This window comes from Streptomyces sp. NBC_01006, from assembly GCF_045162725.1.
Lineage (GTDB): Bacteria > Actinomycetota > Actinomycetes > Streptomycetales > Streptomycetaceae > Streptomyces.
On sequence record NZ_CP108701.1, the window covers coordinates 433,054 to 449,861 of the forward strand.

General features: G+C 74.2%; 16 protein-coding genes. 14 read left to right on the plus strand and 2 right to left on the minus strand.

The features are described from left to right. The first annotated feature begins 212 nt into the window (after positions 1-212). Complete coding sequence (locus tag OG509_RS41510; RefSeq protein WP_331742408.1) at positions 213-587, plus strand: peptidase inhibitor family I36 protein; 375 nt, start codon at positions 213-215, stop codon at positions 585-587. A 68-nt stretch (positions 588-655) separates the two neighbouring features. Here OG509_RS41510 and OG509_RS41515 read toward each other — a convergent pair whose 3' ends face one another. Beyond that, a complete protein-coding gene (locus OG509_RS41515) occupies positions 656-1,195 on the minus strand; it encodes an NUDIX domain-containing protein (RefSeq protein ID WP_331742411.1) in 540 nt (179 codons plus the stop codon). 186 nt (positions 1,196-1,381) lie between these two features. On the opposite strand from OG509_RS41515, the gene OG509_RS41520 reads away from it, so the two are divergent. The 12 genes from OG509_RS41520 to OG509_RS41575 all read left to right on the plus strand — a co-directional run bounded on the left by OG509_RS41520 (position 1,382) and on the right by OG509_RS41575 (position 15,091). After that, positions 1,382-1,555 (plus strand): hypothetical protein, encoded by a 174-nt coding sequence (locus OG509_RS41520; RefSeq protein WP_159044106.1) that lies wholly within the window; start codon positions 1,382-1,384, stop codon positions 1,553-1,555. 108 nt (positions 1,556-1,663) lie between these two features. Further along, entirely contained in the window at positions 1,664-2,527 is an 864-nt protein-coding gene (locus OG509_RS41525) for a JmjC domain-containing protein (RefSeq protein WP_331742414.1), read from the plus strand. Further along, positions 2,527-3,495, plus strand: coding sequence for a JmjC domain-containing protein (locus OG509_RS41530; RefSeq protein WP_331742417.1), 969 nt, complete (start codon positions 2,527-2,529; stop codon positions 3,493-3,495). The genes OG509_RS41525 and OG509_RS41530 overlap by 1 nt, the downstream gene beginning before the upstream one ends. Beyond that, the gene (locus OG509_RS41535; protein ID WP_331742420.1) at positions 3,492-4,706 is read left to right on the plus strand and encodes a YcaO-like family protein; all 1,215 of its coding nucleotides are present in this window, start codon (positions 3,492-3,494) and stop codon (positions 4,704-4,706) included. Before OG509_RS41530 ends, OG509_RS41535 begins: the two co-directional genes overlap by 4 nt. Continuing rightward, a complete protein-coding gene (locus OG509_RS41540; protein WP_331742423.1) occupies positions 4,703-6,091 on the plus strand; it encodes a TfuA-like protein in 1,389 nt (462 codons plus the stop codon). Before OG509_RS41535 ends, OG509_RS41540 begins: the two co-directional genes overlap by 4 nt. A 20-nt stretch (positions 6,092-6,111) precedes the next feature. Then, on the plus strand, positions 6,112-8,103 hold the full coding sequence (locus tag OG509_RS41545) for an alpha/beta hydrolase family protein (RefSeq protein ID WP_406187918.1): 1,992 nt from the start codon (positions 6,112-6,114) through the stop codon (positions 8,101-8,103). Beyond that, entirely contained in the window at positions 8,090-9,004 is a 915-nt protein-coding gene (locus OG509_RS41550; protein ID WP_331742430.1) for an AAC(3) family N-acetyltransferase, read from the plus strand. Before OG509_RS41545 ends, OG509_RS41550 begins: the two co-directional genes overlap by 14 nt. Next, entirely contained in the window at positions 9,001-9,531 is a 531-nt protein-coding gene (locus OG509_RS41555) for a GNAT family protein (RefSeq protein WP_331742434.1), read from the plus strand. Before OG509_RS41550 ends, OG509_RS41555 begins: the two co-directional genes overlap by 4 nt. Next, complete coding sequence (locus tag OG509_RS41560) at positions 9,528-10,895, plus strand: pitrilysin family protein (RefSeq protein ID WP_331742437.1); 1,368 nt, start codon at positions 9,528-9,530, stop codon at positions 10,893-10,895. The genes OG509_RS41555 and OG509_RS41560 overlap by 4 nt, the downstream gene beginning before the upstream one ends. After that, the gene (locus tag OG509_RS41565) at positions 10,892-12,304 is read left to right on the plus strand and encodes an insulinase family protein (protein WP_331742440.1); all 1,413 of its coding nucleotides are present in this window, start codon (positions 10,892-10,894) and stop codon (positions 12,302-12,304) included. The genes OG509_RS41560 and OG509_RS41565 overlap by 4 nt, the downstream gene beginning before the upstream one ends. Positions 12,305-12,327: 23 nt before the next feature. Then, positions 12,328-13,578 carry an MFS transporter gene (locus tag OG509_RS41570; protein ID WP_331742443.1) on the plus strand — a complete coding sequence of 417 codons (1,251 nt, stop codon included), beginning with the start codon at positions 12,328-12,330 and terminating at the stop codon, positions 13,576-13,578. 91 nt (positions 13,579-13,669) lie between these two features. Then, positions 13,670-15,091: an MFS transporter gene (locus tag OG509_RS41575; protein WP_331742445.1), complete on the plus strand. Its 1,422-nt coding sequence runs from the start codon at positions 13,670-13,672 to the stop codon at positions 15,089-15,091. Between the two features lie 79 nt (positions 15,092-15,170). Here OG509_RS41575 and OG509_RS41580 read toward each other — a convergent pair whose 3' ends face one another. Further along, on the minus strand, positions 15,171-15,554 hold the full coding sequence (locus OG509_RS41580; RefSeq protein ID WP_331742449.1) for an EF-hand domain-containing protein: 384 nt from the start codon (positions 15,552-15,554) through the stop codon (positions 15,171-15,173). Positions 15,555-15,608: 54 nt separating this feature from the next. On the opposite strand from OG509_RS41580, the gene OG509_RS41585 reads away from it, so the two are divergent. Further along, positions 15,609-16,790, plus strand: a complete 1,182-nt coding sequence (locus OG509_RS41585; RefSeq protein WP_406187919.1) for a serine hydrolase domain-containing protein — start codon at positions 15,609-15,611, stop codon at positions 16,788-16,790. The last annotated feature ends 18 nt before the right edge of the window (positions 16,791-16,808 follow it).

Below are 16,808 nucleotides of genomic sequence, written 5' to 3' on the forward strand. Positions count from 1 at the left end.
ACGAGCACCGCAGACGGCCGCCTCACCCCATCGGGGTGCGGCGGCCGTCGTGTGCTTGCACTCAGACGGCGGGCGATGAGGCAAGACGGCGCCTTGGGCCGATGCCTGAACGGAATTTGCCACCTTCTGTGATCTCTCTGTGGCAAAACGTGGCCGAGCAATAGGTTCCTGGGGCACGACCGAACGCGCAAACCCCTACTTGAGGAGCATCGATGCGCCGCACCCTCGTGTCCATCCTGACCGCGGGATTCGCCGCCGCGCTGACCATCGCCGGCCCCGTCTCCAGCGCCTCCGCAGCGACTCCCGGCACCGCTGACTGTCCGAGCGGCTACCTGTGTGTGTGGGACCAGATCAACTACCAGGGCAACATGTACAAGTTTTCCGGCACGAACTCCTCGTGGGCGGCCTGGGCGATCAACAACCACGACTCGTCCTGGTACAACCACGGCACATCGGGCCTGAACGCCTGCGTCTGGCAGTACGAGGGCAACTTGGGCAGCGTCAAGGTCATCAGGGTCGGCACGTCCTCCCCCAGCGACTCGGCCCACGCCCACCTCGGGAGCTCCAACAGTTGGGGCAACTGCTAGACGCAGAGGCGGGAGCCCGGCGCCCCGCCGGGATACGGCGGGGATGCCGCTGCTCGGCGAATCGGAGGTCAGACCCAGGTGTAATTCGCGTCGGTGACAGCGCCCAGGGCCGCATCTGCGACTGTGGCGCGGGGGTCGGTGAGAGTTGCGAGTGCGGGGCCGATGGGCGGGAAGATCGGCAGCTCGGCCGTCTTGCGGTAGTCGATCCACTCGATCACGCCGACCTCGTGGCTGCCGTCGGGGAGCTCGTCCAGTTCCTGCTCGGCGAGGGTCGCCCGGACATCGGGGCTGATGTGGAAGCGGTAGATCAGGTGGAGCTTGCGCGGGGGCGGGGTGGGACCGGGCCGGGTGACGCGCTGGTCGCCTACCCACAGCAGTTCGCCACCGTCGGCCAGTGCGGTGTCCAGGCCCAGTTCCTCGGCGAGCTCGCGGCGCAGTGCGGCGACGAGGTCTTCACCGTCTTCGACGTTGCCGCCGGGCGGGGTGTAGTGGGTGGAGCCGGCGCGGTCTCGGCGGATGAGGGCGACGTCGTCGCCGCAGAAGACCAGCGCCCCGGTCCGGATCTTGATCCGTGAGAACGGGGCGGGTGTGGCAGGGGTGTTCGTCATGGCCTCCAGTATCTCGGCCGGCCTCGTGTGCAGGGCGACCCGTGGCGGGGGCCTGTGGGTTTCGTGGCGCGGGTGCGGGGCGGCTTTGGTCGTACTCCAGCGGCGCCTAAGGGTCCATCAAGTCCGCATGAACATGCTGTTAACAGACGCCACTGAGTCGCAGTGGCGCACCAAGGAGGTACTCCCATGGCCCTGCGTGACGTCCTCAACAACCTGAACGACACCGAGCTCGTCGCCAACCCGACCGAGGCCCGCCTCGCCGGTGAGGGTGTCATCGACCCGGCCAAGGCCGCGGTCCTCAGCAACGACGAGGCGTACGACGCCCCGATGATGGTCCTCAGCCAGATCAACGAGGCCTGATCGCTCGGCAGGTAGCAGGTAGCAGATAAGAAGGCCGCCCGGGAGCTTCCCGCTCCCGGGCGCCTCTGGTCCCGAAGGCTCCTCCCGACCGAAAGGCTGGCTCCCCGCATGACCGCAGCCGCTTCCCTGACTGCCACGCTCCGCGACAGGCTGCTGGAAGACGCCTGGGGCGTCTCGCACCGCATCCTCAAGAACGCCGTGGACGTGTCGGATCTCCTCGGCTCCGCCGACATCGAGCGCTGGCTCGACGCGAGCCTGCTGAAGTGGCCGTACTTCACGCTGCTGAAGCACGGCGAAGTTCCCCCCGTCACCTCGTACACGTCGGTGCGCGACGTCATCGGTCAGAAGCGGGACGGTTTCCCCGACCCGGTCGCCGTCCGCCGCCACATGGAGCGCGGCGCGACCCTCAAGCTCAACCAGCTCCAGGACTGGCACCGGCAGACCCGCGACATCGCCCGCGGGCTGGAGGAGTTCCTGCCCGTCGCGGCGAACTCGTACGTCTTCTGGACGCCCGACGAGTCGCGCGGCATGCTGCCGCACCGCGACGCCGCCCACGTGGTCGCCATCCAGCTGGAGGGCCGCAAGGAGTGGCACCTGTACGCCGAGCCCGACCAGGTCGGCGCCGGCGCGGGACTGGACGTCGACGCGTCCCGCCCCACCCACGTGTTCACGATGGAGCCCGGCGACGTGCTCTACCTCCCGCACGGCTGGCCGCACGACGCGGTCGCGGTGGACGGCCCGTCGCTGCACCTGACGTTCACGCTCACCGACCCGACCCCGGAGAACCTCGTCGAGGCGCTCCTGCAGCGCTTCCTGGAGGACGAGCCGGAGCTCGTGCACCACTTCCACCAGCGCCCGCTGGACGAGCGGACGAGCGCGGTGCGCACGGCTCTGTACGAGCAGGCCAAGACCCTGGACGGCGCGCGGTGGTCGCGCACGGCGGTGGACACGATGCGGGAGGCGATCGGCTGATGACTCTCACGACCGATACTCCGGCCCAGGCCCAGGCCCAGGCCCAGGCCCAGGCCCAGGCCCAGCCCCAGGCCCAGACCCGGATCGAGACCCACACCCCCACGCTCCTGGACCATCTGGTCGGCGACCCCGCCGTGTTCTTCCGGGACCACTGGGCGAACCAGCCCGTCGTACTGCGCGCACAGACGGACCTGTCCGGCCTGATCTCCGAGCAGGAGATGTGGGACGAGGTCGAGTGCGGCCTGCTGTCCCGCCCCTACTTCACCGTGTTCAACGAGGGCGTGCGCACCGCGATCAGCGACATGTCCACCAAGCGGCGCGTGGTCGGGCACGAGCTCACCGGCTTCATCCGGCCCGAGCAGATCCACAAGGACTGGGAGGCCGGCGCGACCTTCAAGTTCAACCAGGCCGAGCACTGGCACCCGCGGATCCGCACCCTCGTCCAGGGCATGCAGCCGCATTTCCGCGGCGGCCTGGAGTCCTTCGTCTTCCTGAGCCCGCCCGGCAAGACCGCCATGCAGGCCCACTACGACGGCGCGCACGTCTTCGTCCTCCAGGTCTCCGGCACCAAGGACTGGGTCTTCGGCCGCATCCACCCCGGTTCGACCGGCGACTCGACCATCCACGAGGGCCCGATCGCCGACGAGGAGCGGGTGGAGGTAACCCTGCGCCCCGGCGACGTGCTGTACATGCCGCACGGCACTCCGCACTACGCGACGGCCCGCGAGGGCAACTCCATCCACATCGCGATCACCGTGGAGGAGCCGACCGCCGAGAACCTGGCCAACGTCCTGCTGGCCTCCTTCATGGCGGACCCGCGCTTCACCGCGTTCGAGGAGAACCACCACCGCCACTCCCTGGCGGAGCGTACGGAGCTGCTGCGCGAGGCCCTCCTCGCCCACCTGGCCGACGCGAACGAGAAGGCCGTCACCCAGGCCGCAGTCACCCTGCGCAGGGAGCACCGGTGAGCCGGCTGCGGGCCTCCCGCCGTCCGCCCTGGCTGACCGGCGGAGGACCCGCAGCCGTCACCCGGGGCACCTTGCGCAGCAGTACCCCGCAGGAGACGTGGGCCCGGCTGGCGCCGCTGCTCGCCGACCGGGGCATCACGCGGGTGGCCGACCTGACCGGTCTGGACACCCTCGGCACTCCCGTGTGGACCGCGATCCGGCCCGCGGCCGCCACCCTGGTGGCGAGCGCCGGGAAGGGCATCGACCACGCGTCGGCCCGGATCTCCGCGGTGATGGAGTCGCTGGAGGTGGCCGCGTCGGAGCAGGCCCGCCCCGAGCGCGTCGCGTACGGCAGCGCCCGGGAGGTCGAGCCGGGCTACGGCGTCGCCGAACTGTCCCTGCATCCCGTCTCGCTGGTCGACGACCGTACGGAGCTCGACTGGGTCGCGGGCTGGGACCTGGCCGGCGGCGCCCCCGCGCTGCTGCCCGCGGCGGCCGTCGGCCTGCGCGGCTGGGCGGCCGGGCAGTGGCAGCCGAGCACCTTCGTGACGACGACCAACGGCCTGGCCGGCGGCAACGACCACGTGGAGGCGGCGCTGCACGGGCTGCTGGAGCTGTGCGAGCGCGACGCGCTGGCGCGCCTGGGCGAGGCGGACGCCGTACGAGTGGAGACGGACAGCCTGGGCGAGCGGCTCGGGCCGGTCGTGGACCGGATCCGCGAGGCGGGCGGCGAGGCCGTGCTGGAGCGGATCCCGTCGCTGCCCGGGACGTACACGTACACCTGCTGGCTGACGCAGCCGGAGATGTGGCAGGTCTTCGCCGGATCGGGCTGCCACACGGACGCGGCGATCGCGGCCGAACGCGCCCTGCTGGAGGCCGTGCAGAGCCGCGGCTCGACGATCAGCGGCGGCCGCGACGACATCCCGGAATGGACGTTCCGCCTCCAGGGCGCCCCCGCGGGCCGCCCCCGCCCGGTCCCGACCCGCACCGAGCCCCTCCCCGCGCCGGGAGCCGCATCCCCTTCCACACCCCCGTCCCCTGCCTCCCTCGACGAGGTGCTGGACGGACTGGTCGACGCCGTGCACGCCCGCACCGGCCGACCGGTCATCGCCGTGGACCTCACCCCGCCCGGCCGCCCGTGGCCGGCCGTGGTCCAGGTCTTCGCCCCCGGCCTCGGCCTCGTACTGGAACACCCGCGCCCACAGGAACTCACCAGCAGGAGCTTCGTGTGACAGCCCGTCCAGCCCGTCCACCGCGCCGCATCGCCTTCGTGGGGCCGACGCTGGCTGCGGCCGAGCGGCCCGAGGGCTCGTTCACGTACCTGCCGCCGGTCCGGCACGGCGACCTGTTCGCGCTGGATCTCCGGCCGGGCGACCAGGTGCTCGTCATCGACGGCGTCTACCAGCACTTCGCGCCGATCCGGCACAAGGAGATCCTCGCGGTGCTCGCCCTCGGGGTGCGCGTCGCGGGCACGGCCAGCCTGGGCGCGCTGCGCGCCGCGGAGCTGGCCGGCTTCGGCATGCGCGGCCTCGGCCACGTCCATACGGCGGCCCGCTGCGGCGAGCTGGTCGCGGATGCCGATGTGGGCGTTCTGCATGCCGCTGACGGCGACGGAGGGCGCCGCCTCACGGTGGCGACGGTCGCCGTCCGGCACGCGGTCGCGGAACTGACGGCCGCCGGGCGGCTCTCCGCCACCGAGGGGGCGCAGATCCGGCAGGTGGCGGACTCCCTGCACTTCACGGAACGCTCCGAGCAGGCACTCCTCCACCACGCGGGCCCCGCCCGCCCCGCGATGCGGCGCCTCCTCGACCACCTGGCCGCGCACGGTGACGTCAAGACCCAGGACGCCCTGTCGGCCCTCCGCCTCCTGGAAGCCGAGTTCGCGGCGGAATCCGCCAGCGAGCCCGCCAACGAGCCCGCCGGGGACTCGGGCTGGGGGGTCGCCGCCGACGCCTCGGCCGCGGCCGTCTGGGGGAGTTCGTACGGGGCCGAGTGGGCCTTCGAGCGACGGCCCGTGCGGAGTGGATCCGTGGTGGGGTCGCGGCACGCGCTCGCCTGCCTGCAGCTGTTCGAGCCCGATTTCCCCGAGCGGCACCGCGCCTACGCCCGCCGGATGGCCGCCGACTCCGTCGGCCTGCCCGGCGGCGTGGGCTCCGGGGCCCTGCTCGGCGCCGCCGGGTTCGCGCCCGCGACCCGGCCCGACGCCCGGCTGGCCCGGCCGACCGCCGCCACCGCGCACTGGTCCGCCGAGGACCGGCTGCTGGCCCGTACGTTCCGGCTGCGCCCGGGCCGGCTCGTCTACGCCGACCTGCCGCCGGAGGCCCTGGCCGGTACCGGCCTCGCCGAGCTGGAGCAGTGGTGCCTGCGGCTGGCGGCCCCGGCCGGACCGTCCCCCGTACAGCCCGTACCGCCCGTACCGCCCGTACCGCCCGTACCGCCCGTACCGCCCGTCCGCTGGCACGCACTGCTGCGCCGGCTGTGGGGCGTACAGCGCCCGCACGAGTACCGCCTGGCCGCCCTGGAGCGCGGCTTCCGCGACGAGGCGGAGGCCGCCCGGCTCGCCGCCGCGTTCAACCCGGCGCTCGTCGCCCTGCTCACCGAGAGGGCGGCCGCCTGATGACCCCCGTGATGCCGACCATGAAGACCACCGCCCAGGACCCCGCCACCGCCTTCGTCGAGGCGCTCGCCGCCGAGCCCCGGCCCAAGGCCGTCGCCGCCTACGACGGCGCGGGGCAGCTGCTGCTGCGCGCGGACGCCCCGGACGGCTTCGGTTCGCTCGTCCCGACCCTGGTCGGATACCGCCGCGGCCCCGCCGGGACCTGGGCGGCCGACTGGTCGGTCACCGAAGCCGGCGAGACGATCACCGTCCCGGGCGGCTTCCTCTACGTACGCCAACGGGCCGTCACCTTCCGGTCCTCCCACGACGGCACAGAGCGCGTCCTGCAGCACGTGGGCGGCGAGGTGGCCACCCTGGCACCGCGGCCCGGGACCACCACCATCGCCTGCGTGATCCGTACGGCCGGCCCGCTCGGCGCCCACCCCGAGGGGCTGCTCCAGGGGTCCGACGCCGTCTGGTCGGCCGGCGCCGACGCCAGCCTGGCCGCCGTACGCCGGCCCGAGGGCGCCTGGCAGATCCTGCTGCTGCCGATCGACGAAGACGCGGGCAGCCGCGACCTGTCCGTCACCGTCCCGGACGGCGCCTCGCTCACCGGCGAGGCCGCCTGGTCCGGCCCGGACACCCTGCTGCTGGGCCTCGCCCACCACCGCCCCGACGGAATCCGCCGGTTCGGCCTCCTCGCGGTCCGCCCCGAGGACGGTACGACCGAGCGCAGCCTGCTCTTCGACGGGATCGACCTCTGCTACCCGGTGGCCGATCCGGACGGCAGCGGGCAGGTCGCCTACCTCGGCACCTCGGTCCCTACGAACGACGCACCGCCCGTCCAGTCCGCCTGCCTGATCCGCCCCGGCTCCCCGGAGCTGACCGTCCTTGCGGCCCCGGCCGGCACCTGGCAGCGCCCGGTCGGCTGGGACGGCCCCGGCCGGCTCCTGTGCACGGCGGAGGACGGCCCGCGGCGCCGCCTGTACGCGTACGAGGTGGCCCGCGGCAGCTGGCGCGACGTCCCCCTCTCCGCATCGGTGGAGAGCGTGCAGGTCCGCGGCGGCCGCGCCGCCGTACTGGTCTCCGCGCTGGACACGCCCCCGGCCGTCGACGTCGTCCCGCTGTCGGGCGACGCGCCCGCCGAGCGGGTGGAGGCCAGCGAACGGCCCACGCTGCCCGGCGCGTTGTCCTACCACCGCCAGGCCGTGCCCGGCGCGACCGGGGCGCTGGCGAGCTGGCTGTGCCGGCCCGCCGGGGGCCCGGCGCGCGGGCTGGTCGTGTTCTTCCACGGCGGCCCCTTCAAGAGCTGGACCGAGTGGTCCTGGCGGTGGAACCCGTGGCCCTTCGTGGCCTCCGGGTACGCGGTGGCGCTGATCGAGCCCCCGATGTCGCTGGGGTACGTGTCGGCCGTCCCCGGCGGCTGGGCCAACTGGCGCTCCGGGATCGCCGCCGTGGCCGTACGCCAGGTGCAGCAGCTGCGGGCCGAGACGGGCCTCGCGGAACTGCCTCTGGCCCTGATGGGCGGCAGCTTCGGCGGCTACCTGTCGCTGAGTACGGCCGCGGCGCTGGAGCCCCGGCTGATCGCCTCGCACGCCGCGCCGCTGGACCTCGTACAGGTCGCGGAGAGCAGCGACGTCGGCTGGCAGTGGCTGCGCGAGTACGGCGACCCCGCCACGGCGGAGCAGGTGCGCTACCGGGACAACAGCCTGCCGATGCGGCCGGTGCCGGAGGGCACCCGCGTCCTGCTCTCGCACGGCATGCACGACGGGCTGGTGCCGCCGACCGAGACGCTGCGCGTGCACCGGCAGCTGTCCCGCCAGGGCGTCCGCTCCGAGGTGGCGTTCTTCCGCTCGGAGGCGCATCCGCTGAGCCGGCCGCGCAACATCCGGGCCTGGTACCGGTGGGTGCTGACGGCCTGCGCGAGCACCCTCGCGGGCGAGGCGGCCGCCGAGCCGGCCGACGAGCTGACGGGTGAACTGGCGGCGCGGTTCGCCGAACTGGCGATGGGAGGCCTTGATGACGCGGCATGAGCCCGGTTCCGACGTCCGGCGCGAGGTGGTCACCCGGCGGCAACTCGCCGACGCGCTCGGCGCGTTGGGCGTCCGCCCCGGCGGCACGGCCATCGTCCACTCCTCGCTGAGCGCCTTCGGGTTCGTCGTGGGCGGCGCGCAGGCCGTGTACGGGGCCCTGCGCGAGGCCGTCGGACCGGACGGCACGCTCGTCATGCCCGCCTTCACCCCGCAGCTGTGCCATCCGGGCACCTGGCGCGCCCCGGACCTGGTCCGGGCCGACCTGGCCGCCGCCGCGGCCGCGATGCCGGTCTTCGATCCGCTGCGCACGCCGGTCTCCCGGACCATGGGCGTACTGCCGGAGCTGCTGCGCGCGCTGCCGGGCAGCCTGCGCTCGCCGCATCCGCACGTGTCGTTCGTGGCCGAGGGGCCGCGCGCGCGGGAGGTCACCCGGTCCCATCCGGACGCGTACCGGCTGTCCGCGCAGAGCCCGCTGGGCGCACTGTGGCGGCTGGACGCCACGGTCCTGATGCTGGGCACCGGCTGGGACAAGTGCACCGCCCTGCACCTGGCCGAGTACGCCGCCGCCTATCCGGGGCGCCGAGCCGGCCTGTGGCCGCTGCCCGTCGCCGGCCCGGCGGGCACGCGCTGGCACGAGGTGCCCGAACTGCTCGTCTGGGAGGGCGACTTCGACCGGTTGGGCGCGGCGTACGAGGCCTGCGGCGCCCCGCTGGCCCGCACGCTCGTCGGCGCCGCCGTGTGCCGGGCCGTGCCGCTGCGGCCCCTGGTCGACTTCGCCGCCGGCTGGCTGCCCGGCCACCGCGATCTGCGGCGCGGGATCGCTCCGCCCGGCTGGCGCGAGGTCGTCGACGCCGAGGGCCCGCTGCCGCTGGACCGCGTACCGGAAGGGGTGGCCGCATGACGACGACCGGCGGAGTCTCGCTGCGCCCCGTCACGGCCGAGGACCTGGACCTGTTCGAGACGGCCTTCGCCGGGGAAGACGGGACGGGCCCCTTCCAGTGGTTCGGTTTCACGGCCTCGCGGCTGCGCCGGCGCCACGCGGAGGACGGGCTGCTCGGCCCGGACGGCGGGATGCTGAGCGTGCTCGCGGGCCGGGACACCGTCGGGCGCGTGGAGTGGTTCAAGTCCACCTGGGGCCGGATGGACACGTCGTTCTGCTGGACGCTCGGCATCGGCCTGGTGCCGGGCGCCCGCGGCCGGGGCTTCGGCACGCAGGCGCAGCGGCAGCTGGCCCGCTACCTGTTCGAGCACACGCGGGTGGAGCGGGTGCAGGCCTGGACCGACGTGCGCAACCTCGCCGAGCAGCGGGCGCTGGAGAAGGCCGGTTTCACCCGCGAGGGCGTGCTGCGCGGCGCCCAGTGGCGCGGCGGCCGCTGGCACGACCAGGTGCTGTTCTCGATCCTGCGCGGCGACGAGGAGAAATCATGACGGAGCCGACGGACGAGTCGGAGCTCAGGGACCTGACGGACCAGACGGACCTGACCGACCTGACGGACCTGACGGACCTGACCCTGCCCAACGGCATGCGGGTGCTGCTCCAGCCGCTGCCCGGCTGCCAGGTCGTGGCCACCTGCCTGCACGTCGGCACCGGCTTCCGCAACGAGCCGGTCGCCGGTGCGGCCCACCTCCTGGAGCACGTCCTGGTCCAGGGCTCCACCGCCGACGGCCCGCTGACCGCGGCGGTCACGGCCATGGGTGGCACCATGAACGCGCGGACCTCCGCCGACCACACCCAGTACACGCAGATCCTGCCCGCCGACGGCCTGGAGCTCGGGCTGCGCATCGAGCGGGACCGGCTGACCGAGCCCGACCTGAGCCCGGAGCACATCCGCGGCCAGATCGCCGTCGTACAGGCGGAGATCCGGCGCAACGTGCTCCAGCGGCCGCACGGCGGCCTGGTCCTGTTCGACCTCCCCGAGCTGCTGCACGACACCTGGGAGAACCGGCACAACGGCTACGGCGACATCGAGGCGCTCCAGTCGCTGGGCGCCGCCGAGCTGCGCACCTTCTTCGAGCGCTCCTACTCCCCCGGCAACATCCACCTCGCGGTCGTGGGCGACTTCGACCCGGAGCGGGCGCGGGAGCTGGTGGAGCGGCTGCTCGGGCCGGTGCCGGCCCGGCCCACCTGGCAGCGCGAGCCGGCCGTCGAGCCCCCGCTGACGGAGAGCCGGTACGGGCGGCGGGCCGAACGGGTCGCGCCCGCGGGCCGTACGGTGCTCGGCTGGCGGGTCCCGGACCCGGAGGCGGCGCCCGCGGACCACCTCGCGACGGTACTGCTGAGCGAGCTGCTGGAGACGGTCGGCGGCGACTGCGGCCGCCACGGCGCGGACGCGCACCCCTGGGGGGCGTTCCGGGCCCGGGTGAACCGTACGGGCAACCCCTTCGACGTGGCCCGTGCCTCGCTGTTCGCGGTGGAGTTCCCGCATCCGGTGGAGACCTCCCCCGATGCGGCCGAGGACTGCCTGCGGTCGGTGTTCGCGCGGATCGCCGACGGCTCCCTGCCGGTGGCCGAGCCGCTCGCGACGCTGCGCCGCCGGCTGGCCATGCACCTGCACGCCGAGCTGGACTCGGTGGCGGGCCAGGCGTCCTGGCTGGGCGTCGGCGCGGCCGTGCACGGGGACCCGGGCCATCTGGCGGGACTGCCCGCCGCGGTCGACGCGGTGTCGGCCGCCGATGTGGCCCGCCTCGCCGCGGTGTACGCGAAGGCCCCGGCGGCCCGGATCACCAGCCTCCCGGGGGCCGCGGCGCCCGTACCGGATCCGATGCCCACGACCGCGGGAGCCCCGGCATGACGACGGCCACCACCACCCCCATCACCCCCACCACCCCGGCACCGCACTTCACCGCGCCCGCCCACCGGCAGCTGGAGCTGGACCGCGGCACCCTCGTCGCCGTCGACCGGGCCGGCACCGGGGACCTCGCCGAGGCCCGGCTGCTGCTGCCCCTGGTCCCGGGGCCCGCGGCGGCGCACGCCACCGAGGTGGACGTGGCCGCGGAGGCGCTGCGCGAGGCGCTGGAGGAGGCGGCCGGCGCGCTGGCCGTCGTACGGGCGGAGGCGCGCCCGGACCGGATCGTGGTCTCGGCGCGCTCCTTCACCGGCGACCTCGCGGAGGTGTGCGCGCGGATCGGCGCCGCCCTCGGCCCCGAAGGCCCCGAGGGCTCCGAAGGCCCCGAGGGCTCCGAAGGCCCCGAGGGCTCCGAAGGCTCCGAAGAGTCCGAAGGCCCCGCCCCCGGCGGCCTGTTCGGCGCCGAGCGGGTCGACCGGGCCCGGTCCGCGGTCGCCGCCCGGCTCTCCGCGGCGGAGCGCCACCCCACGGTGGTCGCGCGCGCGGGCTTCCTCTCCGCGGTGTACGGCACCCACGCGTACGGGCACACCGCCACCGCCGCCCGCCTGCCCGGCGTGACGGGCGGGGCCCTCGCCGCCCTGCTGGCCGGGGCCCCGGTATCGGCCCGGCGGGCGGTCGTCGTCGGGCGCGGGCCGGCCGGCGAACTCCTCGACGCGGCCCGGCCCTTGCTGCCCGCCCCGCCGCGGCTCGCCCCGCGGGCGGCCGCCGCACCGCGAGGCCGCCCGGCGGGCGGCACGGCCACGCTGGTCTCCCCCGGCGTGCCGCAGACCCTGATCCGGCTGGGCGGCCACGTGCCGGGCCGGGTCCACCCGGACTATCCGGCGCTCCAGGTGGCCGTGCTCATGCTCGGCGGCTACTTCGGCAGCCGGCTCACGGCCGTACTGCGCGAGCGCGAGGGCCTGTCGTACGCGCCGCGCGCCGTCCTCGACCCGCTGGGCGGCTCGGCCGCGTTCACGCTGGAGGCCGACGTACGGTCCGACGGGGCCGCGCGGGCCCTCGTACTGATCGACGAGGAGCTGGAGCGGCTGGCGGCCGGGGCCTTCGCCCCCGCCGAACTGCTCGGCGCGCAGAACTTCACGGTGGGCTCGATGGCCATGGCCTGCTCCTCCCGTTCCGGACTGGCCTCGGTGTTCGCCGGAACGCTGGTCAGCGGCCTGTCCCCGCAATGGCTGGGCGGCTACGAGGAGCGGGTGCGCGCGCTGTCCGCCGCGGACGTGGCCCGAGCGGCCCGTACGTACCTGCTGGAGCCCGGGCTGACCGGCGTACTGGTGGCCCCCGCCCCGGCCGAGGGCCTGCCGCCCGTACGCCCGCTCCCCGGCCCCACCCCCGCTCCCACCCCCCTCCCCCTGTCCTGACGCGTTCGACGATCGGACCTGCCGTGCTGAAATCCTTCCTCCAGAGCAATTTCTCCTCCCTGCGCGGCCCGGCCCGGACGCTGGGCGCCCTGCATTTCGTGGACAGCCTGGGCAGCGGCCTGTTCATGGCGGGCTCGGCGGTGTACTTCGTCGTCGTGGCGGGCCTGCCGATCACCACGGTCGGCCTCGGCCTCTCCCTCGCCGGCTTCAGCGGGTTCGTCTCCAGCATCCTGCTGGGCCGGGTCGCCGACCGGTTCGGGGCCCGGCGGATGCTGGCCGTGCTGCTCACGCTGCTGGCCGGGCTGTACGTGCTGTACCCGCTGGTCGGGTCGGCCTGGAGCTTCTTCCCGGTGGTGATCGCCATCGGGGCCCTGGAGTTCGGCTGCGGGCCCGCCTTCGGCGCGCTGATCATGGACCTGGTGCCGGAGGCCGACCGGGTCACCGCCCGGGCGGCGCTGCGCTCCCTGTTCAACGTGGGCTTCTCCGGCGGCGCCCTGGCCGCGGCCGCCCTGATCGGGCTGGGCGGGGGCTGGCTGGAGCTGCTGCCGCTCGGCAACGGCCTGACCTTCCTGGCGGCCGCGGCTCTGGTGCTGCGGCTGCCGGCGTCCGGGGCCCGGCCGAACGCGGGCGGCGGCGGGCACTTCAAGGTGCTGCGGGACCGGCCGTTCCTGAGCGTCATCGGCGCGTCCAGCCTGCTGGCGCTGCACAGCGCGGTGCTGCTCGTGGGCATCCCGCTGTGGATCGTGCGCATGACCGATCTGCCGCGGTCCGTGGTGCCGTTGATCCTCGCGGTGAACACGGTGCTGGTGGTGCTGTGCCAGGTCGCCGCAGCCAAGGGCGCCGACACGCTGGACGGCGCCGTCGTCGCGGCCCGCAAGGCCGGCCTGGTCAGCGTGGCGGCCTGCGCGGCCCTCGCGGTGGCCGGCTGGACCGGGGCCCGGCTCACGGGTGTGGTGGCGATCGCGGCCGTCCTGATGTTCACGGCGGCCGAACTGTGGCAGTCCGCGAGCGGTTTCGGACTGGGCTTCGGCCTGGCCCCCGACGCGAACCGGGGCGAGTACCTGGGCGCCTTCCACCTGCACGTGGTCGTCCAGGCCACGCTGGGACCGGCCGTGGTGTCGTTCCTGGTGTCCGTCGACGACTCGCTGGGCTGGCTGGCGATGGGCGCCGTCTTCCTGGCCGGTACGGCGGCCATCGGCCCGTCGGTGGCCTGGGCGCGCCGTACGGCCGACCGCCGCGAGGGGACCCCGGCACAGGCACCCGCCTCCGTCTGAAGTGCAGCGCTCCTCCAGCGCTCCTTGGGACCGTGAGGACTTCACCTCGACAAATCGTCAAGTGGTCAAGTCGTCATGTGGGAGGCAGTGCATGTCCGCGTCCGTCACCGAGCGCCCCGCCGCGGCCGAGGTCGGTACGCCGGCCCCGGTCGGCGCGCGCCCCGAGCGCCTCGCACGCCCCGGGCTCGCGCTCGCGGTCATCGCGGGCTGCAACGCGATGATCCAGCTCGACGACCCCATCATGAACATCGCGCTGCCCGGCATCCGTGCCGATCTGGGGCTGTCGGCGCTCGCCGCGTCCTGGGTGATCGGCGCCTACCTGCTGGCCTTCGGCGGCCTGCTGCTGCTCGGCGGCCGGGCCGGCGACATCCTGGGGCGGCGCAAGGTCTTCGTCGCGGGCGTGGCGCTGTTCACGGCCGCCGCCGCGGTCCGGGCCGTGGTCCCGAGCGGTGAACTGTTGATCGCCGTACGCGCCGTGGAGGGCGCCGGAGCCGCGTGCGCCGCGGCCAACGGGTTCGTGCTGATGCTGAGCACGTTCGCCGAGGGGGCCACCCGCAAGCGGGCCATCGCCGTCTGCACCGCGGTGGGCGCGGCCTCCACCGCCGGCGGCCTGCTGCTGGCGGGCGCGCTGACCTCGGCGGGCTCCTGGCGCTGGGTGCTGCTGCTCAACGTCCCGATGGGCCTGGCCATCGTCCTGCTCGCCCCGCGGGTGATCGCGGAGACCGAGCGGATCCGCGGCCGCTTCGACCTGCGCGGCGCGCTGCTCTCCGCGCTCGGCGCCGCCGCACTCGTGTACGGGCTGTCGCAGGCGGCCGAACACCCCTGGAGCGACGTCCTCGTCGCCGGTCCGCTGCTCGCCGGCCTCGTCCTGCTGTCCGTGTTCGTCGGTACGCAGCGCCGCGCCGCCGAGCCGATCGTCCGGCTCGGGCTCTTCCGGGACCGGAACCGGGCGCTGGCCTTCTCCAGCATGCTGGTCCTGCCGGGCGGCCTGATCGGGGCCTACTTCTTCCTGAGCCAGTTCTTCCAGCAGCACCACGGCTGGTCCCCGCTGGAGGCGGCGTTCGGCCTGCTCCCGGTGCCGGTGACGATGGCCGCCATGGCCGGTGTGGGCGTACGGGTGGAACGGGCGATCGGCCCGAAGCCGATGATGGCGATCGGCACGACCGCCCTGATCGCCGAGAACCTGTGGCTCTCGCACCTCGGTCCGGGCGACGCGTACCTGACGGGCGTACTCCCCGGCCTCCTCCTGCTGGGCGCGGGCATGGCGTTCTGCGTGATCCCGCCGACCGTGATCGCCACGTCGGGGCTGCGCCCCGAGGAACTGGGCTCCGCGGCCTCCGTGCTCAACGCCCTCCAGTCGGTGGGAGGTTCGCTGTGCATCGCCCTGATGGTGACGGCGTCCGCAGGTCGCGCCGACTTCGCGGACACGATGTCGGCGGGCTTCACCGCAGGCGCCGCCTTCGCCACGGCGGCCCTCCTGACAGCCCTCTCCCTCCGCCCCCGCCGCCCGTAACCGCCCGCGCCGCGCCGGACATACGTCAGCCCCCGTACGGACCCTTTCCGGGACCGACGGGGGCCGTCTGGGGATGCCGCTACTTCAGCAGGGTGCGGAACTCTTCGAAGTCGAGGACACCGTCGTGGTTCGCGTCGGCCGCCATGGCCTTCTTGACCTCTTCCGCGAGGTGCCCCTGGGCGCCCTCGGCCTTGAAACCCTCGGCCAGTTCGACGATGTTGATCCGCCCGTCGCCGTCCGTGTCGATCTCGTCGAACAGCGCCCTGAGCTCGGCCTCGGTCATGACGTTCCCCTCTCGCATCACAGGACCCCGAAGGTCCACATGGCCCACCACCCTGGCAGATCCGCTCCGGGATGCATGCACCGGCCACCCGTACGGGTGCATCACCCACGGGGACCGGGGGTTAGCCCCACGTGGAGCGGGTGGCTGGCGGGATCGTCCCGGCCGGCCGCATTCGGACATCCTGGGACCGGCACATACCGCTGGTTTCCCCAGGATTTCCGTAGGAGTTGGCCCGTGCGTGAGCAGGAACCCCAGATGTTTCGTCCGTCCGGTCGGCGGCAGCAGCAGCGGCAGCGGGGTGGCCCGCGCAGAGCCGCGAGGGCCGCGGCGGCCCTGGCCGTCGGCGTCCTGGCGATCGGCGCCCTGACTCCGCCGGCGGCATTCGCCGCCGCCCGGCCGGACACCGTCCAGCGGGGGCTGAACGCGCTGGTGCGGGACGACGGCCTGCCCGCCGCGCTGGCGAGCGTCACCGGCCCCGACGGCCGCACCCGTACGTACACCGCGGGCGTCGGCGACCTGGCGACCGGCTCGAAGGTGCCCCGGGACGGGCAGGTGCGGGTCGGCAGCAACACCAAGACGTTCACCGCGGTGGTCGTACTGCAACTGGTCGGCGAGGGAAGGATCCGCCTCGACGACCCGGTCGACACCTATCTGCCGGGCCTCGTACGCGGGGAGGGGATCGACGGCAGCCACATCACCGTCCGCGAGCTCCTCCAGCAGACCAGCGGAGTTCCCGACTACACCCAGGCGGACCTCCAACCCCGGTACTACGAGCCCCGCGAGCTCGTCGACTTCGCCCTCCGGTACAAGGCCGTCTTCGCCCCGGGCGAGCGATGGGCGTACAGCAATACGAACTACGTCCTGGCCGGCCTGATCGTGGAGAAGGTCACCGAGCGCCCCCTCGCCGAGGAGATCGACCGGCGCATCATCCAGCGCATCGGCCTGCGCCACACCTATTTCCCCGCCCCCGGTGACGCGACCATCCGGGAACCCCACCCCCGGGGCTACTACCGGGAAGAGGCGGGCGCGCCGCTGCGTGACATCACGGAGACGGACCCCTCCTGGGGCTGGGCGGCCGGCCAGCTGATCTCCACCAACTCCGACCTCAACCGGTTCTTCACCGCGCTCCTGGGTGGCGGCCTCCTGCCGCAGGCCCAGCTCGCCCAGATGCGCACCACCGTCCCCGCCGGGTACCCCTTCGACTCCCGCGCGCGCTACGGACTGGGGCTCGTGAGCACGCCGCTGTCCTGCGGCGGCGTCTTCTGGGGCCACGGCGGCAGTTTCCCCGGCTACGAGACCCGGGGCGGAGTCAGCGACACCGGCCGCGCCGTCGACGTCGCGGTGACCGCCAAGCCCTCGGACCAGGCGGCCATGGGGCGCTTCGAGCACCTCGTGGACACGGCCCTCTGCCGCTGACCCGCGCCTCCCGAAAGG

What these genes read in the sequence shown, in the direction of transcription:
- OG509_RS41565 (WP_331742440.1), top strand. Translation starts at nt 10,892, where the DNA reads ATGACGACGGCCACCACCACCCCCATCACCCCCACCACCCCGGCACCG.
- OG509_RS41530 (WP_331742417.1), top strand. Translation starts at nt 2,527, where the DNA reads ATGACTCTCACGACCGATACTCCGGCCCAGGCCCAGGCCCAGGCCCAG.
- OG509_RS41550 (WP_331742430.1), top strand. Translation starts at nt 8,090, where the DNA reads ATGACGCGGCATGAGCCCGGTTCCGACGTCCGGCGCGAGGTGGTCACC.
- OG509_RS41525 (WP_331742414.1), top strand. Translation starts at nt 1,664, where the DNA reads ATGACCGCAGCCGCTTCCCTGACTGCCACGCTCCGCGACAGGCTGCTG.
- OG509_RS41580 (WP_331742449.1), bottom strand. Translation starts at nt 15,554, where the DNA reads ATGTCCGAATGCGGCCGGCCGGGACGATCCCGCCAGCCACCCGCTCCA.
- OG509_RS41515 (WP_331742411.1), bottom strand. Translation starts at nt 1,195, where the DNA reads ATGACGAACACCCCTGCCACACCCGCCCCGTTCTCACGGATCAAGATC.
- OG509_RS41510 (WP_331742408.1), top strand. Translation starts at nt 213, where the DNA reads ATGCGCCGCACCCTCGTGTCCATCCTGACCGCGGGATTCGCCGCCGCG.
- OG509_RS41520 (WP_159044106.1), top strand. Translation starts at nt 1,382, where the DNA reads ATGGCCCTGCGTGACGTCCTCAACAACCTGAACGACACCGAGCTCGTC.
- OG509_RS41555 (WP_331742434.1), top strand. Translation starts at nt 9,001, where the DNA reads ATGACGACGACCGGCGGAGTCTCGCTGCGCCCCGTCACGGCCGAGGAC.
- OG509_RS41575 (WP_331742445.1), top strand. Translation starts at nt 13,670, where the DNA reads ATGTCCGCGTCCGTCACCGAGCGCCCCGCCGCGGCCGAGGTCGGTACG.
- OG509_RS41560 (WP_331742437.1), top strand. Translation starts at nt 9,528, where the DNA reads ATGACGGAGCCGACGGACGAGTCGGAGCTCAGGGACCTGACGGACCAG.
- OG509_RS41545 (WP_406187918.1), top strand. Translation starts at nt 6,112, where the DNA reads ATGAAGACCACCGCCCAGGACCCCGCCACCGCCTTCGTCGAGGCGCTC.